The sequence below is a fragment of the Gemmatimonas sp. genome, assembly GCF_041689975.1.
In the GTDB taxonomy this organism is placed as follows: Bacteria; Gemmatimonadota; Gemmatimonadetes; order Gemmatimonadales; family Gemmatimonadaceae; genus Gemmatimonas.
The window spans coordinates 1-26160 of sequence record NZ_JBDNFF010000427.1; the positions used below are offsets into that span (position 1 = coordinate 1).

At 63.9% G+C, this 26160-nt stretch carries 21 protein-coding genes; 13 read left to right on the forward strand and 8 right to left on the reverse strand.

The genetic code is table 11. The features are described 5' to 3' along the window. Positions 1 to 169: 169 nt before the first annotated feature. Together ACESNG_RS23730 and ACESNG_RS23735 are read left to right on the forward strand one after the other, a co-directional pair. The gene (locus ACESNG_RS23730) at positions 170 to 679 is read left to right on the forward strand and encodes a hypothetical protein (protein WP_373071190.1); all 510 of its coding nucleotides are present in this window, start codon (positions 170 to 172) and stop codon (positions 677 to 679) included. Positions 680 to 834: 155 nt separating this feature from the next. Continuing rightward, the gene (locus tag ACESNG_RS23735; protein ID WP_373062449.1) at positions 835 to 1203 is read left to right on the forward strand and encodes a hypothetical protein; all 369 of its coding nucleotides are present in this window, start codon (positions 835 to 837) and stop codon (positions 1201 to 1203) included. Positions 1204 to 1304: 101 nt separating this feature from the next. On the opposite strand, the gene ACESNG_RS23740 is transcribed toward ACESNG_RS23735, so the two are convergent. The 3 genes from ACESNG_RS23740 to ACESNG_RS23750 are packed head-to-tail and all read right to left on the reverse strand — an operon-like array spanning position 1305 to position 1923. Continuing rightward, complete coding sequence (locus ACESNG_RS23740) at positions 1305 to 1565, reverse strand: BrnA antitoxin family protein (RefSeq protein WP_373071192.1); 261 nt, start codon at positions 1563 to 1565, stop codon at positions 1305 to 1307. 43 nt (positions 1566 to 1608) lie between these two features. Next, positions 1609 to 1782, reverse strand: coding sequence for a hypothetical protein (locus tag ACESNG_RS23745; protein WP_373061980.1), 174 nt, complete (start codon positions 1780 to 1782; stop codon positions 1609 to 1611). Between the two features lie 15 nt (positions 1783 to 1797). After that, on the reverse strand, positions 1798 to 1923 hold the full coding sequence (locus ACESNG_RS23750; protein ID WP_373061982.1) for a hypothetical protein: 126 nt from the start codon (positions 1921 to 1923) through the stop codon (positions 1798 to 1800). A gap of 597 nt (positions 1924 to 2520) precedes the next feature. Between ACESNG_RS23750 and ACESNG_RS23755 the strand changes: the two genes are divergently transcribed. The 3 genes from ACESNG_RS23755 to ACESNG_RS23765 all read left to right on the forward strand — a co-directional run bounded on the left by ACESNG_RS23755 (position 2521) and on the right by ACESNG_RS23765 (position 5826). Further along, complete coding sequence (locus ACESNG_RS23755) at positions 2521 to 3201, forward strand: energy transducer TonB (protein WP_373061983.1); 681 nt, start codon at positions 2521 to 2523, stop codon at positions 3199 to 3201. A gap of 131 nt (positions 3202 to 3332) precedes the next feature. After that, entirely contained in the window at positions 3333 to 5156 is a 1824-nt protein-coding gene (locus tag ACESNG_RS23760; protein ID WP_373061985.1) for an amidase, read from the forward strand. Between the two features lie 7 nt (positions 5157 to 5163). Then, positions 5164 to 5826, forward strand: a complete 663-nt coding sequence (locus tag ACESNG_RS23765; protein WP_373061987.1) for a DUF1707 domain-containing protein — start codon at positions 5164 to 5166, stop codon at positions 5824 to 5826. A 5-nt stretch (positions 5827 to 5831) separates the two neighbouring features. Here the strand turns inward: ACESNG_RS23765 and ACESNG_RS23770 are convergent, their stop codons facing one another. Beyond that, positions 5832 to 9128, reverse strand: coding sequence for a VPS10 domain-containing protein (locus ACESNG_RS23770; RefSeq protein ID WP_373071194.1), 3297 nt, complete (start codon positions 9126 to 9128; stop codon positions 5832 to 5834). Positions 9129 to 9207: 79 nt separating this feature from the next. On the opposite strand from ACESNG_RS23770, the gene ACESNG_RS23775 reads away from it, so the two are divergent. Beyond that, positions 9208 to 11514 (forward strand): prolyl oligopeptidase family serine peptidase, encoded by a 2307-nt coding sequence (locus ACESNG_RS23775; protein ID WP_373071196.1) that lies wholly within the window; start codon positions 9208 to 9210, stop codon positions 11512 to 11514. Positions 11515 to 11675: 161 nt separating this feature from the next. On the opposite strand, the gene ACESNG_RS23780 is transcribed toward ACESNG_RS23775, so the two are convergent. Further along, positions 11676 to 12521, reverse strand: coding sequence for a hypothetical protein (locus ACESNG_RS23780; RefSeq protein WP_373061993.1), 846 nt, complete (start codon positions 12519 to 12521; stop codon positions 11676 to 11678). After that, a complete protein-coding gene (locus tag ACESNG_RS23785; RefSeq protein ID WP_373061995.1) occupies positions 12518 to 12736 on the reverse strand; it encodes a hypothetical protein in 219 nt (72 codons plus the stop codon). The genes ACESNG_RS23780 and ACESNG_RS23785 overlap by 4 nt, the downstream gene beginning before the upstream one ends. A gap of 527 nt (positions 12737 to 13263) precedes the next feature. Between ACESNG_RS23785 and ACESNG_RS23790 the strand changes: the two genes are divergently transcribed. From ACESNG_RS23790 to ACESNG_RS23820, 7 genes are all read left to right on the forward strand, one after another. Beyond that, a complete protein-coding gene (locus ACESNG_RS23790) occupies positions 13264 to 14205 on the forward strand; it encodes a hypothetical protein (RefSeq protein ID WP_373061997.1) in 942 nt (313 codons plus the stop codon). 825 nt (positions 14206 to 15030) lie between these two features. Continuing rightward, positions 15031 to 15948, forward strand: a complete 918-nt coding sequence (locus tag ACESNG_RS23795) for a RimK family alpha-L-glutamate ligase (RefSeq protein WP_373071228.1) — start codon at positions 15031 to 15033, stop codon at positions 15946 to 15948. Positions 15949 to 16024: 76 nt separating this feature from the next. Next, positions 16025 to 17377: a hypothetical protein gene (locus ACESNG_RS23800; RefSeq protein ID WP_373062003.1), complete on the forward strand. Its 1353-nt coding sequence runs from the start codon at positions 16025 to 16027 to the stop codon at positions 17375 to 17377. Beyond that, positions 17377 to 18174: a gamma-glutamyl-gamma-aminobutyrate hydrolase family protein gene (locus ACESNG_RS23805; RefSeq protein ID WP_373071198.1), complete on the forward strand. Its 798-nt coding sequence runs from the start codon at positions 17377 to 17379 to the stop codon at positions 18172 to 18174. The genes ACESNG_RS23800 and ACESNG_RS23805 overlap by 1 nt, the downstream gene beginning before the upstream one ends. After that, a complete protein-coding gene (locus ACESNG_RS23810) occupies positions 18175 to 19395 on the forward strand; it encodes a carboxylate-amine ligase (protein WP_373062007.1) in 1221 nt (406 codons plus the stop codon). Positions 19396 to 19536: 141 nt separating this feature from the next. Beyond that, positions 19537 to 20604 (forward strand): HmuY family protein, encoded by a 1068-nt coding sequence (locus ACESNG_RS23815; protein WP_373071200.1) that lies wholly within the window; start codon positions 19537 to 19539, stop codon positions 20602 to 20604. Positions 20605 to 20639: 35 nt separating this feature from the next. Next, entirely contained in the window at positions 20640 to 22790 is a 2151-nt protein-coding gene (locus ACESNG_RS23820; protein WP_373071202.1) for a TonB-dependent receptor domain-containing protein, read from the forward strand. A gap of 33 nt (positions 22791 to 22823) precedes the next feature. Here ACESNG_RS23820 and ACESNG_RS23825 read toward each other — a convergent pair whose 3' ends face one another. After that, on the reverse strand, positions 22824 to 24650 hold the full coding sequence (locus tag ACESNG_RS23825) for a DUF3536 domain-containing protein (RefSeq protein ID WP_373071204.1): 1827 nt from the start codon (positions 24648 to 24650) through the stop codon (positions 22824 to 22826). Further along, the gene (locus ACESNG_RS23830; RefSeq protein WP_373071206.1) at positions 24650 to 26149 is read right to left on the reverse strand and encodes a glycogen synthase; all 1500 of its coding nucleotides are present in this window, start codon (positions 26147 to 26149) and stop codon (positions 24650 to 24652) included. Before ACESNG_RS23830 ends, ACESNG_RS23825 begins: the two co-directional genes overlap by 1 nt. Between the last annotated feature and the right edge of the window lie 11 nt (positions 26150 to 26160).

Consider the following 26160-nt stretch of genomic DNA (forward strand, 5'->3'; position numbering starts at 1 on the left):
CGAATCACCGTTTGAACTCATTCAACGCGAAAATATCGAGCATTTCGCTCGCAGATCAGCGTTTTTCATCACCCTGCTAGGTGTCCGCTACCACTGCTTTTTCCAAGCGATGACGATTGGGAAAGGGGCTCCCGATTCTGGGACCAAACGGATTACGCGTCGCTGACGCATGGTTACGATTCAAGCCTACGCGAACGATTGGCGCTCGTGCACAACTTCTTTCTTGGGTAAATCGATTATTCGGTTCAAAAGTCGTGCCGTCGGCTGCATTCTCGCGATAGGTGCATTGGCGCTGTCTGCCTGTGAACCGACGCGCGTCTTGGAAAACGAATCGGGAGCAGTTGCTCCGGTCGTGCAGTCTGTCAGACTCGCCAGCGGCACGCTCGAATTCACCGCTAACGAGTTTGTGATGCAGGGCAGCGGCAAGGCGAAAAAGATCACGCCGTCGCTGCGGAAGATGCTTGCAGACGTTGCGGCGAGCTCTGCTTTCGTCGACAACCTCGAAGAGCGTGTCAAGGCTTCTCCTACGGGGAAACTGCGCGGTCAGCGCCCCAGTGGTCTGATTCATGCAGCGGGCCAACGCGAATCAGCTCTGGGCTTGTATCGGGGACGCGATGCCGGTTCCGTCGGTCCGATGGCGCCGTCCGCAGCGGCGATGTACGCTCGCACTGATCTTTAAATTGCGATCTATGAGCACACGAATCTGTATTACGCCGCTCAGGACAGTTTCTACGAAGAGCTCGCGAACATTACAATCGACGCGATCGTCGATTGGGACATTCCAGGCAGGTCGGCCGTAAGCAACTTGGGTTCGGCGGCGTACGACGTTTGGATGTGGCATTCTTCACTTACGATTCTCGCGACCGTTTACGGCGCGAACGACTGCTGGTAACCATGCTCAGACTGCTGTGCTTCTCAATCGCGCTCGTGCAGACGCCGGTTCGTCCGGTTGCCGATACGCTAGTTACGAAGAATGGCATTGTGTACATCCTCACTGCGGATACGCTGTACATGTCTCGGCCGACTTCGGCGGGCCACCGCGCTGGTAAGGCTCGGTTTCTGCTGCAGAAGGATGTAGTTATCCGCCTTGAGCCGTTGCCACTCGATACTGTGCCGTCAGTGCTGGCAAACCAGCTGAGATTTGCTGCGAAGGCTCTGATCGACGGTCGGGCCTTTCGCAGGCGTAAATCGGGGAATGGTTGATTGAGTGACTCCTAACGCGCTGCGTTCTGCAGCAGCGGCTTTCATGAAATTGCGGCCGCAGGCCACATTCCACCATCGCCGCTGTCTGCAGCATCGCGACGTTAGACTGCGCGCTGCGATCTCGCGGGGCGACCCGTCGGCGCCACCTGTTCCACATAGCTGCGGAGCACGGCATTGATGCGGGACTGGTAGCGGGGGCCGCTGGCGCGAAAGAACGCGATGACATCCTGATCGAGCCGAATGGAGATCGCCTCCTTGGCGACTGGCGTGACCACGCGGGCGCCGTGCCAGAAGTCCTCCGGAATGTCGCGTAATTCCGAGGGAGCGGTGCGGGCGATCTCCGCCTCGGTCGTACGACGCAATCGCGCGAGATCGACACGCCCTTCGGTCGGGGACGCGCCGCGCTTATGCCCGGTCGTCGTCCGGGGCACTGACTTCGAGGCTTTCGGCATAGCGGCGACGGTCCTTGCGGTTGCTGAGACGAGCACTGATCACCCGGCGTAGGACGGCACCAGTCGGCGCAAAGCGGTCCGTGAACACCACCGTGAGCGGGATCTCGCCCGCGCGGCCGAGCGCCACGATCCGCCGTTCGCCCTAGTCGTAGCGCCCATCGTCGAACTCGACATACGGCGCCGCAAAGACCAAGGTCGCGAACGGGAAGTCGAACCCGCGCTTCTCCAGATTCTGGTCGCTTTTGGCGTGATCCGAGTCGAAGATCACCCATGAAAAATACAGACGTATATACGCGTGCGGAAGAGTGTCGTTCCGGCACTGGTGGCGAGCGCCGCGCGTTTGGACCTGGTGAAGCCCCACGATCGCACGGTGCGCAAGGCTGGTTCTAGCGGTCTTACGCCTGTTAGATCGCCGACCTATCGCCGGAGAACCAACCTATTCACAGCGCTCCCGCCAACTGCCTTCTCGGTCTGCCACTCCGCAAGTCGTTCGAAAGGCGCAATACTCACGCTTCGTCTCAGCCGCCGCCACATGCTGCGGTGTCAACTCGAACGATCTAACGCGCAGCGCCGAGGTGCCGCCGCGACGCATAACGACGCGGCTAAACTCGGCCCGCCCCGTAGGTCTGGTGCGCACGAGCTGCTTCGCGGACGCTTTGCAGGGCAGGGCAGGGTAGGGCGCGGAGCTGCCTAAGGCTCGCGATGACCGCAGCACGCGCTCCCCATCGCCGGGCTCGTTCCCGCATAGTCCTGTCACCCGTCCCAGCCTGCCGTCGCTCCCCCCTTGCCAACCCGCGCCACCCCCCGCATTGATCAAGCAGGTCCCGATCTTCCTTCCGTCGTCTCGCGCCCTCAGGGTAGCGACATGCCAAAAGCCAAGGTTCGTCTCACGCTGATCGAGTCCACTCGTCGGCCCTCGCTACATGCGGTGGGCGCCGAGCTGTTCGGCATCGGCACGTACGCCGCAATTGTCGCCGTGTCTATCATCGGCGCCCGTGTGTTGAATCGCATCGCCCCCACGCCGTTGGTCGACACGGCGGTCAGTTTTCTCGCACCGCTGCGCCGATCGGCGCCGCCTCCGGTGCAAGAGTCGATTCAGTTCATCGGGCTCGGTGGTGTGAACGCTCCGTCGATCCCGGTGATCGAAACGTCGGAGTACGGCCGAACGCCGGTGCCGCGCGGCAACCTCGGTGAGGTGGGCGGTGAGGTGCTCGATCTGCCCGAGGCGTCGAGTGATTCGGAGAAGGCGTACAGTGAAATCGAGGTCGACTCCACGGTCACGCTCGACCCCTCGGCCGAAGGACCGCAGTATCCGCTGGCGCTGCTCAAGGCGGGCATTCAGGGTGTGGTCTACGCGCGCTTCGTCGTCGACACAATTGGCCATGTGGACACCGCGTCGATGTTCGTCCTCGATAAGCCGCATCCGGAGTTCGTAGCGGCCGTGCGCACGGCGCTCGTGAGGATGACCTATCGACCGGCTATCCTTCACGGGCGCGCGGTGTCGCAGCTGGTGGAACAGCCGTTCGTGTTCCGTATTCAGCACTGACAGGGAACGCGCAGGGCGATGCGTGGCTTCGGGTGAGCTCAACGAAGCTCGCCCCCGTGCGTACCGGGTGAGATATTCGGGATGAGCTGTGTTGGTCCCGTTCCGTTGTCTCTCTCTGTTGGAGCCCCTGCGTGAATACCCCTCTGGATTTTCTGGAACAGGCCGAGGCCGAACTGGCGGCCGTTGACCACGATGCATCGGCTACCGGTGTTGACCGTCGTCAGTTCATGTTCTACTCGCTGGTCGCGGCGGCGGCGAGCACGTTCGGTGCGCAGGCGGCGGGTGCACAGGGAGCCGTGGCGCGAGCCGGCGGAGCAGGTGGCCAGCCGAGTGGCGCCGCGCAGCCGCCGCCGGTGCCCGCCGTGCCACTTGGCAACGGCGAAGCGCCCGCGCTGCAGTTCATGCCATATCCGGGAGGCACGGGCGCGCTGATGGAAAAGGTGTTGCGCGAGAAGGGCGCGGCCGCCTTTGCACGCACGCCGCACGCCGTCGAAAAGTGGAGTGGTGTCGTGCCGACCAATCCCGACGATCTCGCGTTCTTGCCGGCGCATCGTATCTCGGCGCTGATCAAGGCGCGCAAGATCACGTCGCGGCAGATCACCGATATTTATCTCGCGCGTATCGAGCAGCTCAACCCGACACTCAACTTCGTGGTCACGCTGCTGGCCTCACAGGCGCGCGCGGAAGCCGACGCGGCCGACGCGGAGATTGCGGCGGGGAAGTATCGCGGACCCCTGCATGGTGTGCCGTACGGCATCAAAGATCTGTTTGCTGTGAAGGGCGTGCCCAGCACGTGGGGTTCGGCCGACTTCAAAGATCAGATTCCCGACTACGATGCCGAGGTCGTGGTGCGCTTGCGAGACGCGGGCGCGGTGTTGCTGGCGAAGCTGGCCACGGGGTTGTTCGCGCAGAACGATTGGTGGTATGGCGGACGGACGAACAATCCGTGGAACACGAACATCGGATCGAGTGGCAGCTCCACGGGGCCGGGATCGGCTACCGCTGCCGGCTGCGTGGCGTTCTCGATCGGCACGGAAACGCAGGGCTCGATCGTATCGCCGGCCATTCGCAATGGTATCAGTGCACTGCGTCCCACGTTCGGTCGCGTGAGCCGCCACGGCGGTATGGTGTTGTCGTGGTCGATGGATCGCGTGGGACCGATGTGTCGCACCGCAGAAGATTGCGCCCTGGTGTTCAGCGTGCTGCATGGCGTGGACGAGAAGGATGCCAGCACGGTGACCATGCCGTTCCAGTTCGACCGCAAGCTCGAGCTGGCGTCACTGCGCATTGGTGTCGACGCGGCCGCACCGAAGGAGCTCGTCGACACGTTGCGCGAGCTCGGCATGAATCCGAAAACCATCGGCGCACGACCCACGGTGGCGGGCATGCAGGGCGGTGGACTGAACGTGGAGTCGGCGGCGGCGTTCGACTTCTACGTACAACGCAAAGCCAAGGAGATCGGCCTCGACCTCACGAAGCTCTTCGACGCGCCGCGCACCGGCAACGCGCCGTTCGGTAACAACGTGGCGGCGTTGCCGAAGGGTGTGGAACCGGGCGCCACCAACCCGATGGCTGCGGCCGACTGGAATCCGCGCATGTTGAGCGGCCGCGCCGCGCGTGGCTTCGAGGTCGTGCAGAATCAGCGGCGTCGTATGTTACTGGTGGCGAAGTGGGGCGAGTTCATGAAGGATCTCGACCTGTTCATCGCCGGCCCCAATGCCGATGTGGGACCTAATGCACAGACCGGACACCCGTGCGCTGTGTTGCCGTACAAGTTCGATGTGCCGCAGTTCGGTGGCGGCGGTGCGAACGCGGCAGCGCCCGCTCCGGTGTACCGGGCGCAGCCGATTTGTGGTGTGATCACGGGCAACCTGTACCACGACGATCTGATTCTGTCGGTCGCCCATCAGTTCCAGAAGGCGACGGATATTCACACCAAACGTCCCGCACTGTGATGATGCTATGACCGGACATCCGTACGCACCCGTTGCACTGTCCGATGTGCAGCGGGACTATGTCGTGCAGGTGCTGTCGGGCGCGTTCGCGACCGACCGCCTGTCGACGGAGCAGCTCGACGAGCGACTGACGTTGGTGTATCGCGCGCGGTCGCTTGGCGAGCTGGAAGTACTTCTGGCAGATCCAGCCGAACCGAATCGCTCGTTGGCCGACGCGGCGTCGGTCAATCGCGTGGCCGCCGAGCCCGTGGTGCCAGCGCGGGGCGCGGCGTTAGCGCTCATGGGAGGCTTCGACCGCAGTGGCAGCTGGATCGTTCCACGGCATTTGCGCGTGGTCGCCGTTATGGGCGGTGGTCAGCTCGACTTGCGCGAGGCGAAGCTCGGAGCCGGGGTCACGGAAATCGAGATCTTCACGTTCTGGGGTGGTGTCGAGATCTTCGTGCCGACCGGTGTGCGCGTCGAGGTGACGGGCATGGCCGTCATGGGCGGCTTCTCCGTGCGCGGCGCCGAAGCCACCGAAGATCCCAACGCGCCGGTGCTGCGCATCAGCGGGCTCGCGATCATGGCCGGCGTCGACGTGAAACACAAAGGCCGCGACAAGCACAGCGAGAAGCGATACCTCCAGGCGCTCGAGCGGGCGCAGAAACTGCGGCTCCGCTCGGGCGGCTGAAGCGATCATCCAATCGGTTTCTTAGGAGCCACGAACACGTTGGGAACTCCCAGTCGCGTGAGCAGCGCGTTGAACTGCTGCAGGTCATTCTCTTCCAGCTTCTGCAGGGTGTTCAGCTGTACGTTCAGCTTCGTGGAGAGATCGGTGAGAATTTCGCCGTGCTGGCGGGTGGGCGGATTGGTGCCTTCGTTCACCTGACTGTTCAGCGTCACGAACATCTGGTACAACTTGATCGGATAGTTGAGCGTGGCCTGATCGGCCTTGGTGTACACCTCGTACACTTCGGCACGTACCTCTTCCAGCTTCTTGCGCAGCGCGGTGGCCATCGTCTTCACCGAGTCGGCATACGCCTGCGAACTGGACTGACGCGAACGCTGATCGAGCTGCTGCTGCAGGTCCTGCATACGCGCGACCGCTTCGGTAATGCTGGTGATGCGCGCACCCACCGCCGTGGCCGCGTCGAACTGCGCTGTGTATTCGGCCGCCGCGAGTTGCACACGCGGATCGGCGCGCACGGTGAAGCCACGGGACAGGGTATCCTTGCCTACGATCAGTCGCACCGTATAGTCACCCGGCACCGTCATCGGGCCTTCGTACGAGCCGTCATCGTTGATCGAGCCCGGGATGCGCTTCGGGCCCGTGTACATGAGATTCCATACGAAGCGGTTCGCGCCGGCGCGCGCGTGTACCACGGAGTCGGCTGGTGCGTACGCGAGCTGCATCACGTTCTGCAATGCACGCGCGGCGTTCGCGGCCGAATCGGCCTGCACGTTGCCGGTGCTGTCCTTCTTGCCCGGGGCATCGCTGGCGAAGGTGCGGATTACGGCGCCGTTCGACTCGAGAAATTGCACGGTGATCGGTGACGCTGGCTTGGTCTCGAGCCAGTAGTCCACCGTGAGGCCGAACGACGGATTGGCGCCGGCGCCGGCGCCACGTCCGCCACCGCTTGCCCAGCGGATCGCCGGAGCCGGCGTGAACAGATGCGTGGCCTTCGTGGTGATCGAGTCGCCCAGTGCGCGCAGGGGAGAAATGTCATCGATCGACCAGAAGGCGCGACCGTGCGTGGCGACAATGAGATCGTTGTCATGCACACGCACGTCGCGAATACTCACGCGCGGCAGATTGAGCTGCAGCGGCTCCCAGTTCACGCCGTCGTTGAACGACGTGTAGATACCGGTTTCTGTGCCGGCGAAGAGCAGCCCTTTACGCTTCACGTCGCTGCGGATGGCACGCGTATACGCACCCACGGGAATGCCGGCGTCGATCCGCGCCCACGTCGCGCCGTAGTCGGTGGTCTTGAAGAGGTACGGCGTGAAGTCGTCCTGCTGATAGCGGTTGGCTGCGAGATATGCGGTACCGGCATCGAACGGCGAGGCCTCGATGATGGATACGCGCGTGAACTTTCCGAAGGCCTTGGGCGACACGTTCTTCCAGGTCGTACCATTGTCGGTGGAGATGTGCACAAGGCCGTCGTCGCTGCCGGTCCAGAGCACGCCGGCCTTCACCGGCGATTCCGCAAGAGCGAAGATCGTGGCATACCACTCGGTACCGGTCATGTCACCACTCACCGGACCTCCGCTGCGTCCCATGGTATTGGTGTCGGCGAGCGTGAGGTCACCGGAGATCTTGTCCCACGACGCCCCCTGATTCTTCGAGCGCCATACGTACTGTGACGCGGTGTAGAGCGTGGTCGGATCGTGCGGGGAGAAATGGATCGGGAAGGTCCATTGGAATCGCTGCGGCACATCTTTCACGGCGATGCCATCGTAGTTGCCAAGCCACACCGACACGTCGCGACGGGTATTGGTCTTCTTGTCGTGGCGCGTAAGCTGGCCCATGTAGCAGCCGCCGAACGTGACGTCGGTATTCTTCGGATCGATCGCGATGTATGCATTCTCGCAACCGGCCACGGGGAACCAGTCACGCTCACCGATGAATCCGTTGTCGGAGCGGCTGGCGATCGACACCGTACTGTTGTCCTGCTGCGCCCCATAAATGCGATACGGCTGCTGATTGTCGGTGGTCACATGATAGAACTGCGACGTGGGCTGATTGCCCTGTGTGCTCCACGTGCGGCCGCCGTCCAACGAGATCGTGGCGCCGCCATCGTTGCCGTTGATGAGACGATTCGGATCCTTCGGATCGACCCACATGATGTGTGTGTCGCCATGCGGCACGCGGATCGGCGTGAACGTGCGTCCGCCGTCGATGGAGCGATGTACCGTGAGATTCATGACATACACGGTGTTTTCGTTCACCGGATCAGCCGTGACGCTCATGTAGTAGAATGGCCGCACCACGAATTTCTGATCGCCGCTGGTGCGCGACCAGGTGGCGCCGGCGTCGTCGGAGCGAAACACACCGCCCAGTGAGTCCTGCGCTTCGACGTTGGCGTACACGCGCTGCGAATTCGCGGGAGAGACGGCCACACCGATCTTTCCGATCAACCCCTTCGGCATACCCGGATTGAAGGTGAGTTCGGTCCACGTGTCACCGCCGTCGGTGCTCTTCCAGAGGCCGCTGCGACCGGCGCCGGCGTCCATGCCCCACGGCGAGCGCTGGAACTTCCACATGGAGGCATACACGATGCGCGGGTTGTTCACGTCGATCGACAGATCGGCGGCGCCGGTGCTGTCGTTCAGGAACAGCACTTTCTTCCACGTGGCGCCACCGTCGGTGGTGCGGAACACCCCGCGATCCGGCGACGGGCCGAACGCGTGACCGAGCGACGTCACGAACGCGACATCGGGATTGGTGGGGTGGACACGCAGCGACGTGATCTGCTGGGCATTGGCGAGACCGCGCGACGTCCAGGTCTGCCCACCGTCGGTGGAGCGATACACGCCCGTTCCGTAGGTGAGGTCTTCACGCGGCTTGCCTTCGCCGGTGCCGACCCAGATCACGTTGGCGTCGCTCGGGGCCACGGTGATCGCCCCCACCGACGAGATGTCGGATTTGCCATCGGTAATGTTGTCCCACGACTGGCCGGCGTTGGTCGTTTTCCAGACACCGCCGTTGGCGGCGCCGAAATAGAAGACCAGTGGCTTGGTGGGATCGGCCGTCACGGCCGTCGCGCGGCCGCCGCGCGAAGGGCCCACGTTACGCCAGCGCAGCGACTTGAAGGCGCGATTCGTTTTCGACCCGTCGCTGAACAGGGTGGGGTCGTAAGCGGGGCGCTGCGCGAGAGCGCTTTGCCCGACAGCGCGCTGCGCCGAAGCGCTTGGTGCGGCGGCCGGCATCGCGTTGAGCAGCAGGAGTGCAGCGGTGGTACCGCTGCGACGTATTAGGGATGATGAACTCATCCGAGGACGTTGCTAGTCTGCGGCCCCGGGTGCAAGATCCGCCGACTCCCGGTGTTTCCCTTCCGTTCCGAGGCTGCCCATGCGTCCCGTGCCCTACCGATCGCTCGTCCCCTCTGCCGCGCGGCTGGCGGCAGGCGGCATCCTGCTGGTTTTGTCTGCCTCCCCGCTTTGGGCACAGGCGAAACGGCCGATGGCCTGGGTGGACGCGCAGCGCCTTCGCTCAGTGGCCGGTTCGGCCATCTCGCCCGATGGCAACCAGATGCTGTACGCGCTCACGACGCCCGACTGGAAAGAGGCGACGACCCAGAGCGACATCTACCTGGTGCGCACCGACCGCGGTCTCGAAAGCACCCGGCAGCTCACCTTCACCAAGGACAAGAACGAATCCTCGCCGCGCTGGGCGCCCGCCGGCGGCTGGTTCGTGTTCTCGTCGAACCGCGAAGGCGCGGCGGGCGAAGCAAAGCAACAGCTCTTCCTCATGCGCGCCGATGGTGGCGAAGCGCGTCGCATCACGAATGCGAAGGAAGGCGTGAGCACCTTCGCCTTCAGCAAGGACGGTCAGTGGCTGGTGTATCGAAGCGGCAAGGCCAGCGAGGAGCAGCTCCATGCCCTCGCCATGGCATCGCTCGACCGCGGAACGTCGCTCGATTCACTCACGGCCACGCAGCTCACGAAACACCCCACCGGTGTGGGCAGCTGGGAGCTGGCTCCCGATTCCCGTCGCCTGTATTTCATCACGGCCGACACCGTCGACGCCGACGAGAAGGCGCGGGTGGAGAAGAAGTTCACAGTGGCGGTCCGCAACGCGGCGACGTCGGTCAACTCGCTCTGGATGGTCGACCTCGCGTCGGCATCGCGCGCGACCACGCGCGTTACGCGCGACACGTCGCTGGCCGTCACCGCCTTCGTGATCGCGCCCAATAGCAAGTGGGTAGGCTTCACCGCCGTGCCCAACGACCGTTACAAGCGCAATATCACCGAGCAGGGGATCTACGCCGATCAGTTCCTCCTCGATACGCGCGATGGCAGCATCGAGCGCCTCACGAAGAACGAAGAGTCGTCGGAGTCGGGCCTGTCCTTCTCACCCGACTCGCGCACGATCGCGTTCTCGGCGTCCAACGACATGACGGCGTACAACATGAAGAACCGTCGCGTGTACGTGCGCGCGACCGACGCCAAGGGCGCGGCCCTCCGGAAGATCGGTGATCTCGACGGCGACGTGAGTGCCGACTGGTGGTCGGCCGACGGCCGGACGATCTATTTCAACGAGGGCTTCAAGGCCACGCAGCAGCTGTTCGCGCTCGACGTGGCGTCGGGCACGGTGAAAGCGGTCACCGACGTGAAGGGCGTGATCTCGGTGACGCAGGATGAGGCCACCAAGCGGCTGATGGTGTCGTATCAGGATCCGACCACGCCGCCGACCATGTTCACGGTCGCGTCGCTGTCGGCGTTGGCGTCACGCAGCTCGTGGACGCAGCTCACCGATCCTAACCCCTGGGTGCGCGACCAGCTCGCGCTCGGCGAGGAGACCGAAGTCACTTGGACGTCCAAGGACGGCAAGAAGGTGGGAGGCGTGCTGCTCAAGCCGGTCGGCTACCAGCCCGGCAAGAAGTATCCGCTCATCGTCGCCATTCACGGCGGCCCGGCGGCGGCCGATCAGCTGTCGTTCAACGGCGGCTACGGTGCGCAGGTGTATGCGGGGCAGGGCTGGGCGGTGCTGATGCCCAACTACCGCGGCTCCACGAACTACGGCGAGGCGCACAAGAACGGCATCGTCGGCAACTACTTCGAGCCGGGCTACAACGACATCATGACCGGCGTCGATGCCCTCATCGCGCAGGGCCTCGTGGACGAGACCAAAATGGGTGTGCTGGGCTGGAGCGCCGGTGGCCACTGGAGCAACTGGATCCTGACGCATACCGATCGTTTCAAGGGCATCTCGAGCGGCGCCGGCACGTCGAACTGGATCTCGATGTACGCGCAGAGCGACGTGCAGCGGAACCGTCAGTACTACCTCGGCAACAAGTTGCCCTATGACGACTTCGACGCATACTGGAAGCAGTCGCCGATCAAGTACATCCGCAACGCCAAGACTCCCACCATGATTCACGTGGTAGAGGGCGATCCGCGCGTGCCGAGCCCGCAGAGCGTGGAGCTGCACATGGGCCTCAAGCGCGTGGGCGTGCCGACGGAGCTGTTCATGTACCCCGGCGCCTCACATGGCATTCCCGATGCGCGCAACCGGCTCGTGAAGAGCACGGCCGAGATGGCGTGGATGAACTACTGGGTCCTCGGCAACGGCAAGAAGTTCTCGTGGCGTGAAGTGCTGGAAACGCTCGAGGATCCGAAGGCCGAGAAGAAAGTCGAGGTGAAGGGGATCAACTGATCGGCGGCGACACATCGGCCGCAGAACAGATGACACAGAGAGAAAGAGAGAAAGAGAGAAAGAGAAAGAGAAAAGGAGAAAAGGAGAAAAGGAGAAAGTCCTTCACTCTTTTTTCTTTTTCTCTTTCTCTCTGTGCGATCTGTTCCTACGATGCCAGCCGACTACGGGCACCCCTTGGCCACGATTGGAACAGGACACGCACTGCCATCGGCGGCGCACAACGCGGCTCGCATTACCAGTCGATCGGCGAAGCGGGTGATCGGGAAGCCGTCGTCGGGGAGCACGTCGAGCGTGGGCCAGGCTTTCACGAGGCTGCCCATGATGCGGGCGTGCTCCCGCGGCGAGTGAATCGACGGACTTTTGGCGGTCCGTCGCAGCTGCGCGAGGTCGAACATCAGCCAGGCGTTTTCGTCGGTGATCTCGCCGACGGCATGTTTGCTTCGATCCTTCACGTCGCCTTCATGCAGGCGGACCGCGATGGCGAGGGCAGAGGTCAGCGTAGCCAGCGTGGCAGCTTCTTGGCCGCCGGCCAGTTCCACACTGGCCATACCTTGCAGGAACGTGACACTCTCTCGGGTGATGCTGCTGCCGACCGCCGGGACGTCTCTGTAGGCCTTCACCAACACGCTGCGGGCCTCCGCGACCGCCTTCCGGGACGCCAGCAGACGCACCAGGGCGTCGGCGCTGGACCGATCGCCCGGAGGTGCGTCGCTGACGGCCTCGCGGAGAATCCGGGTGGCGCTGTCGGCGCAGCCGCGCAGCATCCAGAGATTGGCGCGGCCGCGCCTGGTGGCTTGCTCGGTGGCGAGGTCCCCGGAGGAACGTGCGGAGGAGCTCGCTTGCTCGAGCGAGCGAAGAGCGGAATCGACTTTTCCGTGCAGGGCGAGGGCGCGACCGGCGCGAAAGAGCACAACGGCTCCTCCAGACTGCGCTTGGAGGTCGTGCGTGTTGGCGACCGTGACCAATACCGCCGCGGCGACGAGCGCGCGCAGCGGGAACGTCGTCACCCGATCACCAGCCCCGGCAGGGGCGAGGGAGCCAAAAGCGCGTCTTGAGCGGCCATGAGGACGGAGGCGGGAAGTGGTGAACTGCCGGCCCGCTTGGCGGCTTCGACGACCATCGAAAGCGCGCGGGCCTGCGCCGCATAAGCCGCAAGAAGGGCACCACCGGCCCCCGGGATGGCCACGATGTCGTGCGCGAGGTCATCGAGATGACGAACCAAGGCGCCACCGTGGGCGGGGGTCGAGCTCAGCGGTACTTGCCGATCCTGGCTCGATTCCTGGTGACACGAGCTACCCCAGAACCCCGGAAAAGCTGACGCTGAGAGCGCTTCTTGCACGCGCCCGTTGCTCGACGCCAGAGCGGCCAAACGGCGCCGCGCCACCTGCGATGACTCAAAACCCACGTAAAATCTCCGGAAAGTGCCTTCTGTCAGTAGTTTGCGCGGGTTTCACCCGAGTTTGCTCTTGACAGAGACAGAGCTGTTACATAAATGCGACAGTGATGACGATGCGGTGCAGGCGGGGTCAACCGCATGCTATGGCGTTGCTTACTGCAGATGCTTCGTGGTTCGGCCTTATCCCGATGCCGAACAGGCGCCTAAAGCGTCGTCGGCGCGGAGCACAACGGTCTTGATCGGTGACCCGGTCGTCGCCGACGGGTGCTTCGATCAGATGTCTGAGGCCTGTTCCAACACCACGTCGGGTGTCGGACAGGGTACGGTTCGAGCTCTCCCCTGCAGGAGGATGGATGCACGTCCTCACCCCGGTAGCTGAACGAGACGTTACGGCGAGGGATCTGGCGGAGCTCGCCAGAATCACCCTCGACGATCACTGGGCCGTCGCCGCGATTCCGAGCGAGCGGCGTGCGCTGCTGCTGGAGCGGGCTGACGCGGCCGCCCTGCGCCCGGGTGATGGACTGGGCGAACCGATTGCCGACGGACTCGCGCTTCTCGGCACGGCGTACGAGCTGGCGGCCCTCAGCCAGCTGGACGCGGCGCTGCAGCCGGCCCCTGGTGCCGGTCGCGATCTCGCCCAAGCCGTGTTGGCCCTTGGCGCGGCTCGGGCCTTCCGCTGCTCCGCGGCGCTCCGGCCGCCCACCGACGATGGCGAATCGGCGGTCAAGTGGGCGCTCAAGATTGGCGCCCTGGCTCTCGTGTCGCGACAGACCGAGGCGTATATGCGCTGGTGGGAGGTCCGCAATCACGTCACCGAGACCGTGCACCAGGCGGCGCTCCGCCTCGAACACGAGCCATGGGAGGCATACGCCCGCGGCACGCTCTGGATCGCCTGGTTGGGTCTGATGGGTGCCCCCGTGGCCGCGCACGCCGATCACGCCGCCGAGGAGTTGCCAAGGCTGTCCGCCACGCGGAGTCGCCTGGCGGCCTTCCGTGAGCGTCGGGCCGATCATGAAGTACCGGGCGAAGGCCCGCTCCTCAACACGGCGGCGCTGCGCGCCCGTATGACGGAGTTCGCGATCCGTCATCTCGCCGACGCGACCGAGCTCCTCACCGTGGCCGTGCTGCGGCGCACTCTGCCCGATGTCTCGGGCGAGTTCAAGCTGCACCTGAGCGCGGCGCGCTCCGCCATGGCTGGCGATCATGGACAGGACGTATTGCTGGCGTGGCTTCAAGCTGCCGGCGCTACGCTGGCAGGCGGCGTGACCGCCCAGCTAGAACTCCCAGGATTCTAGTCCGTCCGCCCTTCGCTGCGCCCTCGGAGGCGCTTTTGGAGGCGCGCCACACGCGATACACACGACGTCCGCTGCTGCCCACTGGGAAGGCGATCCGCCCCGCCCCAAGTGGGAGGATGTCGGACATCATGGCCCCAATGGCGAGACGCGTCGCCTCGTCCGACGCTGGCTCGGCAACTTCCGTCTCGATGCGGTACCAGGTGGTACCGGCAGCGCTCTCGACGCAGACCAGGTACTGGTCGTCGCTGCTCCAAAACGCGGTGATCCGGTCACTTTCCATCCCATTGTGGATAGGCAGGGATGTGACGGGAGCCGGATAGATGGTGCCGAGTGGGGCGCTGCAGGAGACAACGTGCATGAGCGTTTTCCAAGAAAGGCAGAAACGTGAGCACCGCATTTTGGACATGCGTCGGATCAGCGGTGAGCGGTGATGTTATGACGATCCGCGTGCCCGCGCAATACGACTGGAAGTTGCTAAGTTGTTGATCTAGTTGTGGATACACGTTGAAAGGTGTGTGGATAACCCGGTAAGTCCTCATTGGACCGAAAGATCGCCCCGCCGATCTTGTGGAAAAGTAGTCCTGTGATCCCATGCCGCTTTGCGGCTGCATGAGGGTGTTTATCCACACATCGCCTTGTCACAAAGCTGCTTTTTTGTTGTTTGCTAACACATATGCTTGGTTGGTTTTCGTGCTCAATCGGCGAGCCCGGCCGTGCAGAGTACGAAACACACGGGGCCATGGCGTATCCGCTCGCGTTGGCGCATTCTCCCGTGATTACGCGCACCGTGATCACGCGCACCTTATCAGGAGTACAGACGTGTCGATGGAACCACGGATCGGATTGCTGGTCGGTCGGGAATGGTCGTTTCCTCCCGCCTTTCTCGACGCAGTGGCGCGCCGGCAGTCCGGTGTCAGTGCGGACTACATCAAGCTCGATGCGACCCGGATGGGGCAGGACGTCCCGTATACGCTGATCATCGACCGTATCTCGCATGAGGTCGGGTTTTACCGCACCTTCCTCAAGCACGCGACCCGCATGGGGACGACGGTCGTCAACAACCCGTTCATGTGGTCGGCCGACGACAAGTTCTACGACGCCACCGTGGCCATCCAGAACGGCGTTGTGCACCCGAAAACGATGGTCCTGGCAAATCGGGACTACATCCCCGGCATCTCCCACACCGAGTCGTTGCGCAATCTGGCCCATCCCCTCGACTGGAAGGGGGTTGCCGAGTACATCGGGTTTCCGTGTGTGCTCAAGGACGCGCACGGTGGCGGCTGGCGCGATGTGTATATCTGCGAGTCCATGGAGGAGCTGATCCACCACTACAACAACAGTGGATTGCTCACGATGGTGGTGCAGGAGTTCATCAAATGGGACGCCTACGTGCGCTGCATGGCACTGGGCCGCGAGGAAGTCCTGCCGATGCCCTACGACCCCGGCGAACGCCGCTATATCCCCGACCCGGGCTATCTGGGTAAGGAGCTCGAGGCGCGCTGCATCAAGGACTCGCTCACGCTCTGCAACGCACTCGGCTACGACATGAACACGGTCGAGTTTGCCGTGAAGGATGGAATTCCATACGCCATCGACTTCATGAACCCGGCTCCGGACATGGATATCCATTCGCTCACGCCGACCTACTTCGAGTGGGTGGTGGAGCATATGGCGGACTTGGCGATCAAGCTGGCGACGGAGCCAAGGGTGAGGCCGACGGGTGTCGCGATTGGAGAGAAGTAGGGGGTAGGGAGTCGGGAGTAGGGAGAGGGGTGTACACGCGGGCTCCGTCTTTAGTCACAAATTTTACTCATGCTTTATGTCCACATCGGCGATTGCGCGGTACCACGACGTGTTGCAGGAACCCGGTATCGCGCAGGCGAGCGCGGAGGTGCTGGACCGGCAGCTGCGGCACGACGGGCTCTTCTTTGGGGAGCGCCCGCTGTGTAGCGTGTTGCGTCCGCGGTTCCTTAGTGTCGGGCAGTACAAGCAGCTCGCCCGCGCCTGCGCCTTGGTGGGCTCCGCCCTCGAAAAGGTCCGCGTGGCCGCGATGGCGAACTCGGCCTTACGCGCACAGTTCGGCCTGACGGCGTGGGAAGAGCAGTTGATCCACGCCGACCCGGGCTTCGGTGTCGCCAGTCCGACCTCCCGTCTCGATGCATTCTTTGCGGAAGGGGAGGGCGGGCTCAAGTTCACCGAGTACAACGCGGAGACTCCGGCGGGTGCGGCCTACAATGACGCCTTGTCGCGTGCTTTCCTGGCGTTGCCGGTCATGCACGAGTTCAGCCGTACGCATATCGCGGTGCCGCTGCCGGCCGCGCCGTCGGTCGTGCACTCGCTGCTCAACGCCTTTTACCGTTGGCGCGGCGTGCGCGAGGCGCCCACGATCGTCATTCTCGATTGGAAGGAAGTGCCCACGCGCAGCGAGTTCGTGCTCTTCGCGCGCGAGTTCAAGGCCATGGGGATCGACGCGTTCATCGGCGATCCGCGCGATGCCGAGTACACGAACGGCAGGCTGACGATCGGCGGAAAGCACGTCACGCTGATTTACAAGCGCGTCCTGATCGACGAGCTGGTTACCCGGGAAGGGCTCAATTCACCGGTGATTCAAGCTGTACGAGAGGGTGCGGTGTGCATGGTGAACCCGTTCCGCTGTAAGGTTTTACATAAGAAGGCCTCACTTGCCGTGTTAAGTGACGAACGGCAGGCGGTGCTGCTGACCAGCGACGAACGGGCGGCCGTCGCGGCGCATATTCCGTGGACACGTGTGGTGGAGGCGCGACACACGCAGTATGGCGCCAGTCAGGTCGATCTCCTCGAATTCACCGCCGCCAACCGCTCCACACTCGTGCTCAAGCCGAACGACGAGTACGGCGGTAAAGGGATTGTGCTGGGGTGGACGGTGAACGATGCCGAGTGGGAAGTGGCCATTCGGACAGCCCTTGCCGAGCCGTATATCGTGCAGGAGCGGGTGGAGGTACCCAGCGAATTGTGGCCGGATTGGACCGACGGCTCGCTCCATCTTGGCGACCGTATGCTCGACACTGCTCCTTTTCTGGCTGACGGCGTTACAATGTCCGGTTGTCTCACCCGCATTGCGACCGATCCTCTGCTCAATGTCACCGCCGGCGGTGGCTCGAACGTTCCTACTTTTCTCGTCGAACAACGCTGATGTCGTCATTCAAGCGCCCGGTTATCGGGCTCACCACGCAAACGCTGCACTCGATCGATGGCATCCCACCGGGGCTGCCCTCGTCGTGGGTGATGAATCAGCGCTACTTCTTGGCCGCCACTCTGGTCGGTGCCGTGCCCTGGATGATCCCGCTGCTCGACGACGATCTGCTCACCGTGCGCGAGATCTATGAACGACTCGACGGCCTGCTGATTCCCGGCGGCGTCGATATCAGTCCCGCCGAATACGGCGAATCGATCCGCAAGGAATGCGGCAATCTCGACCCGGCGCGTGACCGCGTGGAGCTGCAGCTGGTCCGCTGGGCGATCGAAGACGGCAAGCCGGTGCTCGGCCTGTGCCGTGGCCTGCAGGTCATCAACGTGGCGTCGGGCGGTACACTCTGGCAGGACCTCGCATCACAAAATCCTGCTTTCCACAAGCATGACTTTTTTCCGACCGCCGGCTTCGAACGGGATCACCTCGCGCACGAGGTCGTCGTCGTCGCGGACACAAAGTTGTCACGCTTGCTTGAATCCACACGGTCGCCGGTGAACAGCATGCATCATCAGGGGATCAAGCAGCTGGGGCAGAACCTGATGGTGTCGGCCACCGCCGACGATGGTTTGATCGAGGCCATCGAAGGCGACAACGAGGCGTTCCTGGTCGGGGTGCAATGGCATCCGGAAGTTCTCGAGATGGCGGATCCGCATTCCCGACATCTGTTCGGCGGCTTCATACTGGCCGCTATGGATTGGTCCACCGCGAACAGTACGTCCCGTGTGGGCGTGGGGGGTTGAATGCGAGCACCGAGCCTGACCGTCGGAATCGAGGAAGAGTATCAGATCATCGACCCTGTCACGCGTGACCTCACGCCGGGGTTCGATGCGCTGGTGTCGAGTAATGACGCGCAGCTGGCAGACGTCAAAGCGGAACTCCACCAGTGTCAGGTGGAGATCGGCACAAAGGTGTGTTCCTCGATCGCGGAACTGCGCTCGGAGCTGGTGAACCTGCGTCGACTGGTGATCAACGCGGCCGGCCAGCATGGTCTGACCATCGCCTCGGCCGGCACGCACCCCTTCTCCAACTGGATGAACCAGGAGATGACGCCCAAGGAGCGATACCTCGGCGTGAAGGCGGAGCTGCAGGACTTGGCGCACCGCCTGCTCATCTTCGGAACGCATGTGCATGTGGGCATTGAAGATCCGGAATTCCGCATCGACTGCCTCAATGCCGCGCGTTATATCCTGCCTCACATTTTGTGCTTGTCCACATCGTCGCCCTTCTGGTTTGGGCGCAACACGGGTCTGCATTCCTACCGCAGCATCGTGTTCAAGAATTTCCCGCGTACCGGTGTCCCGCGCATCCTGAATGGATGGGGGGACTACGCCGATCTCGTGGACACGCTCGTAAAGACCCGCAGTATCCCCGACGGATCGAAGATCTGGTGGGATGTGCGTCCGCACCACATCTACCCGACGCTCGAGTTCCGCGCCTGCGATGTGAACACGAAGGTGGACGAGGCCGTGTGTATCGCCGCCATCCTGCAGGCCGTCGTGGCCAAGATGTGGAAGCTGCGTCGCGACAACATGACGTTCCGCGTGTATGCCCAGGATCTCATCGAAGAAAACAAGTGGCGTGCGGTACGCTGGGGTCTCGGCGGCAAGCTGATCGACTTCGGCAAGAAAGAAGAGCTGCCGGCGCCGGTGCTCATTCGCGAGCTGGTGGAGTGGTTCCTCGACGACGTGCTCGACGAGCTCGGCACCCGGAAGGAAGTCGAGTACGCGTTCCGCATCCTCGACGAAGGGTCGAGTGCGCAGCGGCAGCTGGCGACGTACGCCAAAACGGGTGATCTCCGCGCCGTGGTCGATCAGCTCATCCGCGAGACCGCCGAAGGGGTGTGCGAGCCGTTCCTCGGTCCGCCGCTCGACTCGGCGCACTCGCGTGAAGCCGCGGTGCCCGGGTCGATGCTTACCCCGACCGCGCCGCTGTCCGCCGTGCGCGGGCAGTCGGTCCCATAGCAGAGGGATTCCCCTACGCTCGCCTTGATAGAAATACGAATGCAGCGGTGAAGTGCAGGTGGGTACTCTCCACGTTCGCGCACGGGCGAGCGGTATCCGCCGGTGCTGCCTACTCCATAAAATCTCTGCTGCGCTCACTATATGAAGTCGATCATGATGCGGTCGCTGTTGTCCGTCGCTTCCCTCGCCGTGCTTGGCGCCTGCGAAGGCGAGTCGGCTGCCACGGGTCCCGGTACCGGCACGCCGGAGCCGGCCATCAACCAAGTGGTCTCGTTCGGCCCGCTCAATGCGAGCAGCACGGACACGCTCGTGTACTTCAGCTTTGCGTCGGGGGCGCTGGTGCCGCGCACTGGCGATTGGGATCTGGCCTTCCGCCGCTTCGAAGTGCGCCTGAACTCGCCGGCCGTTGGTGGCGCCACCAGCAAGAACGTTCTCGGCTTCGCGGTCGACAACAACAAGACGGCCAGCGACGCGCAGGTGCTGGCGTTTACGCCGGCCGCCACGCTCGCCGCTTTCGACGCCGTTCGGGCGGCGCAGATTCCCGTCGACGATCAGTTCCAGACCGATCGGCTGACCGAGAACAAGCAGGGCTATCTGAACCTGAGCGGTATTCCCACGGCCAACCCGGCAAACTATTGGAAGCTCCGTCTGTCGAACGGGAGCTTCGCCGTGTTCCGCGCCACGCGCATCAAGTTTACGCCCATGTTTGCCGTCGACACGCTGTATCTCGAGTCGCGCTTGCAGACCGGCAGCACGCTCGGCGCGGTGCGGACGCTGGCAATCGCTCCGGCAAATGGCGTGCGTCAAATCAGCCTCGCCACGAACGCGGTCGTGACCGGCGCTGGCTGCAACTGGGACTTCGAGTTCAGTCCGGCGGCGGATCAGCTGTCGCTCGTGCCAAACGTGGCATGTAATGCGGGCACGTATCCGGGCCCCGCGTCACCGGCATTCGCCAACGCCACGATCGCCAGCGACGCGCCACAGTTCGCGACGTTCCTGTCCACGCTGGTGGGTGTGATCCCGAACTCGGTGCTCGACAAGAGCGCGCCGTTCCGCTACAACCTGCAGGGCAATGAACGACTGCATGCCGCGTTCAATACGTACCTCGTGAGGTCCGGAACGCGCGTGTACAAGCTTCAGATCACCGATTACTACAGCAACACCGGTGTGGCGGGCTTCCCGACGATTCGATACGCGCGTATTCGATGACGGAAGGCTGGCGCTCTACGATGTCTGGTCGATCGATGCCCCTGTTGTTCGCGCTGATGCTGGCCGTCGTGTCTGGCGGACCGGCTCGCGCGCAGACCGCGATCGCCGTGCAGGGCACCGTGTCGGGTACCGTCATCGGCAAGGCGGATGGCGCGCCGGTGTTGTCGGCCGAGGTGCGCGTGTTGCGTACGGGTATCCGTGTTCGCACGGATGAACGCGGCGGCTTTCGCATAGCCGCCGTTGTGGGCGATTCGATGGTGGTGCGTGCGTTGGGCTTCGCCGCGTTGCGCACCGTGGTGGCCGGCACCACGCCCGTCGTGCGACTGGTGGCGCTCGCCACCGTGCTGCCGGTGTTCACCACCACCATGGGGCAGCGCGTGATCCGCGCCAGCGAATCACCACGCAGTGTCACGGTGATCGGCCGAGAGGAAATCGACGCCGTCGCGGCGGTATCGGCGAATCAGCTGCTGCGTCAGCTGCCGGGATTGCAGGAGCTTCCCGCGCCTCCATCGAAAACGTCCATCTCCATTCGCGGCTTCGACGACTCGCGCGTGCTGGTGCTGGTGGATGGTGAACCGGTGGCGGGCGCCCTCATCCAAAGCCGGGATATCGGACGTCTGAGCACGATCGCCACCGAGCGCATCGAGGTCACGAAGGGGCCGGCGAGCGTGGAGTTCGGCAGCGATGCGTTGGGTGGCGTGATCAACATCGTGCAAGCGGCACCCACCGAGCTGCTCACGATCGATGCGCTCGCCCGTGAAGGCGGACTCGGACGTCAGGAGTCGTCACTTGGCGTGAGTCAGACGGTGGGAAAGCTTGGCTACCGGGTGAATGGCGGATGGCGTCAGTCCGACCGCGTGACCGGATACAACGCGATCGGGTCGACGTTCAATCGCATCTATGATGTGCGCTCCGACTTTCGGTATGCGCTGACCGACAAATGGGCGCTGCGACTCGACATGCAGGGCTCGCAGGAGCGTCAGCGTTTTCCGGTGGATGCCGCGTTCAACGGCTTCATCGACAATCGGGGCGGGCAGGGGTTTGCCGAAGTGCGCGGTCCGCTGCTGGGTGGCAACATCCGCGCGCGCGCCTTCGAGCAGCGCTTCGTGTATCAGTACCGGCAATCGCGTGGACTGCTGCCCATCAAAGGCTCGGCCGATTCACTTGAACAGCGTGAGCGTCAAGGACGCTACCTGTTGTCGTACACGCGCGTGGTCGGCGCGCACGCGATCGACGTGGGCGCGCAGCGCTCGAATCGCTCGCTGGTGGCGCCCAGGAAAGTGACCGGCGACAGCGCCGACGAGCAGGTCACCGAAGTGTTTGCTCGTGATTCGTGGACACTCGGCAACGTACTGATGACGGCCGGGGCGCGACACACCAGTAGCACGCTCTGGGGCAGCAGCACCAATCCGTCGTTCGGCTTGGCTTGGCAGACATCGTCGCGCGTACGACTGCGCAGCAACGTGGCACGTGGATTCCGCGCGCCGGGCTTCAAGGAAATTCGGTACACGTTCACGAATCCGGCCGGTGGATACACGCTCGCGGGAAACCCCGATCTGCTTCCGGAGTCGTCGTGGAGCACCAGCGTGGGTGGCACGTGGGCGCCGCGTACGTCGCTCTCGTTCGACGTGGAGGGCTACCGCAACGATGTGTCCGGCCTCGTGGACTGGCGCTACGAGGGCGACAACGCCGCGGGATTTCAGGCGTACCGTTACGTGAACGTGTCGCGCGCCCGCACGCAGGGCGTGGAAGCCAATGCGCGCGTGAACGCCGGTGGCACCGAGGTCACGGTGGGATACGACTTCCTCCGTGCCCGCGATCTCAACTCGGGACTCCCTCTCAGTCGGCGTGCGTCGCACACAGCGCGACTTCGCGTGGCGCGCGAGTGGGCGGTTCGCGAGGGATTCTCGACCGACGCCTCGGTGCGCTATACCGGCAACGCGCCGCTGGTCGGTATTCCGAGTGGTGCACCGATCACGGGGCCGTTCTCCACCGAGAGCGGTGTAATCGGACGCCAGGGCGCGCTGCTGTCGGTGGATGCGCAACTTCGGCTGGCGGTCACACGCGAACTCGAAGTGTCGGGGGGAGTGAATAATCTGCTCGATCAGCAGCCGAACCTGTGGACGCCTGCGTTTGCGCGGCAGTTCTACGCAGGTCTACGGTGGCGTTGGAGCGTGGCGCCGTAAACGACCGCGCCAAGATCAAGATCGAGATCTCGATCAGGCAGAACGCGTCGGGGTGGCCTCGTCGCACAGCGCTTCGTCGGAGAGCGCCATCGGGCGAAGCAGCAGCCGCGCGACCGATTCCGGAAACTCGTGCACGTGCACGTCGTGTGTGCCCCCGATTTCGGCCTCGGCTGCGGAGAGGGTGACCGTGAGGCCGGGGCCGGTGCCGTGCACATGCCCCACAAACGAGCGCGCGGCGCCCGTGCGTCGATGCGCGAGGGTGACGTTCCACGGAGCACCCGGTGCCTCGGCAAGCGGCCTCACGGTGACATCAAACGTGGCGACGCGCGGCGTGGCGATACCGTGAGCGGCACAGGCGATGACGCCTGCCGCCGCGCAGATGGTCGCATCGCGGTGCGGCATGGCTTCGCGCACGAACAGCTCGCTGGCGCTGCCGGCATTCGGCGCGCCGCTGGTGGCGGGTGCCAACCACTGCACGAACTCCGGCATCAGCCGTGACGCGTGACCGGACAGTTCGATCGACCGCGCCGCATAGCGCAAGACTTGCCGCACTTCGATGCGATCGACTTCGTCGAAGAACCACGCGCATGAGGTGAACGTCCGCATCGCAGCCCGCGCGAGCTCGAGCAATTCGCGCGCCCGTTGCACGTGGTGCGCAGACGCATCGGCACGCAGTTCGCGCTTCACAAACTGCTCGAGCACGTCCCCGTCCTGAGCCACGACATCGCCGTAGCGATCGCGCACCTCCCACGGATCGTCCCGGAAAAGCGTAAGCCCTTCGCGCTCGAACACCTCGTGCGAGTGGTTCGAGAGCCGCTCGATCGCGGTGCGCAACGGTCCGCGCCATTGCTGCGCCGGCGGCTTGCTGTCATCGAGACGGCAACCGCAGTTGCTGCGCCACCGCTCCACGCCGTGCGCGCAACTCCACGCGCTCGGCGACACCAGTTGCACGTCGGTGGTGGGCGGATTCATCGCGACCAACGACGCGCTGTTCGTCACGCGGGAGCTCGTCTGCTGCACCACCATCGACAACGCTTCGGTGAGCGTCGAGTCGCCGCTCTTGTGGTGATGTCCGAACGTCTCGCCATCGGTGGCCAGTGTGGTGCACCGATCGGTGTGCTGGTCGCTCGCGTGGCGATAGGGCGTGAGCCGCTGCGCCAGCGCCGGGGCGTCTCGCAACAATCCGCCAAAGGCCACGTCACCGGCGAGCGAGCCGTCGTAGGGCACGATGGTGAGCGTGCGACCCGACGCGCCGCGCCAACGCACCGGCATGCCGCTGCCATCGTGCCCGCGCACTTGATACGGCGCCAGAATTGTATAGGCGATTCCTTCCTTGGCGACGGCATCGAGCGTGTCTTCATCGGCGGCGCATTCCGGCAACCAGATCCCTTCCGGCTCCCGATGGAACCGACGGCGGAAATCGCGAATGCCCCAGCGGATCTCCGTCGTGCGCTCGCGCGGTGACGCCAACGGGAGGATCACGTGATGATACGGGGCGGCAATGGCGTTGCCGTGTCCCCACCGACGCACGCTGGCCGCGTCGCCTTCCTGCATCGCCCGCATCGTGTCGGGCGCCTCGGCGTCGAGCCACTCGCAGAGCGTTGCGCCGACATCGAATGAACACCACGCGTAGAGATTCACCACGCGCGCAATACCGGCGCGCGCATCGGGATCACGAGCAGCGGCGCGCCGGTCGCACAAATGTGCTTCGGCCATCGCGAGTCGCGCGTAGCACTCGCGATTGATGCGCGCGTTCCAATCGTGGTCGGGTGCCGCCGACGGTTCGGTCGGTACCACTTCGAGCCAAGGATCTTCGCGCGGCGGCTGGTACAGATGATGGTGAATGATGACCGAGTGCATCAGCGTCGACTGTCGGCGATCTCGATCGCCCGCTGATACACTTGCGCGTAGCGCTCGGCCGAGCGCTCCCATCCGAAATCCTGTTTCATCGCGGCGCTCATGCGGGGCGCCCATGCGCTCCGGTCGGCGAAGCGGGCCAGCGCACGCGAAATCGCCCGATCGAGCGCTGCCGGCTGAAATTCGTCGAAGAGGAAGCCGGTGATATCGTCCTGCACCGTGTCGGCGATGCCACCCACGCGACGCCCGATCGGCAGCGAGCCGTAGCGCTGCGCGCGCATCTGTGTGAGTCCGCACGGTTCGTACTGCGACGGCATGAGGAACATGTCGGCACCCGCCATCAGGCGGTGCTCCAGACGGTCCGTGAAGTCGAGCTGCACGCCCACGTGCTCCGGACGCGCCCGCGCGAGCGCCAGGAGGGCGCGCTCATACTTTGCTTCGCCGGCGCCCAGAAAGACGAATTGCGCGTCGAGATTCCAGATCAGCTGGGAATTCAGAATGAGGTCGAGCCCTTTTTGTATCACCATGCGACCGGTGAGCCCGAACAGCGGTGTGCGCTTGCGTTGCGGCAGGCCGAACGAACGCTGTAGCGCCGATTTACACTTGATCTTGTTCGACGTATCGGCACGCGTGTAGTTCGACGTGATCTGAGCGTCGGTAGCCGGATTCCACAACACTTGATCGATGCCGTTCGTGACGCCGGTGAAGCGGCTGCCAAGCCACTGAAATACTTCCTGCAGTCCGAAGCCACCGCCGGGCGTACGCAGCTCCTGCGCGTGTGTGGGGCTCACGGTGACGACCATGTCGGCGAAGGTGAGTCCGCCCTTCAGGAAGTTGATGCGGTCGTACCACTCGAGATGCCGGAAGTTGTACACCTCGGGCGGGATACCGCAGTCGTTCAGCATCGACGCCGGGAAGTGCCCTTGATAGCCGGCATTGTGCACCGACAGCACGGTTGGCGTGGTGGCGTAGCGCTCCCTGAGCCCGCCGTACGTGCGCATGTACATCAGCGCCAGCGACGTGTGCCAATCGTGTCCATGTACGAGCACGGGACCGGCAATCAGACGCGGAATGCCATCGAGCACGGCACGCGAGAACATCGCGAAGCGCCGCGCATTGTCGGCATAGTCGCGGCCGCCCTCGCCATACAACCCGGCGCGGCTAAACGCCGACGGGATGTCCACGAACACTACCTTCGGGCCAGTTGGCGGCTGCACTTCACGAAAGAAGCGGACTTCCTCACTGCGGAACCCCAGTTCGACCTGGATGGGACGGCCGAGCGGCGCGAGATCCGGGGCGTGGTCGCGCACCGAGCGATAGAGTGGCACGAACACGACCACGTTCGCACCACCCTTCACCTGATAGTTGGCCAACCCCATCACGGCCTCGGCCAGCCCACCCGTGCGAGCGAACGGACTGTACTCCGACGTGAGATGCACAATTGTCGGCGCCCCGCCCTCGGGTGCCCGGATCAGGGGCGACCCGAAGCTGGGTGTGGGCATGGCGGCGGCGG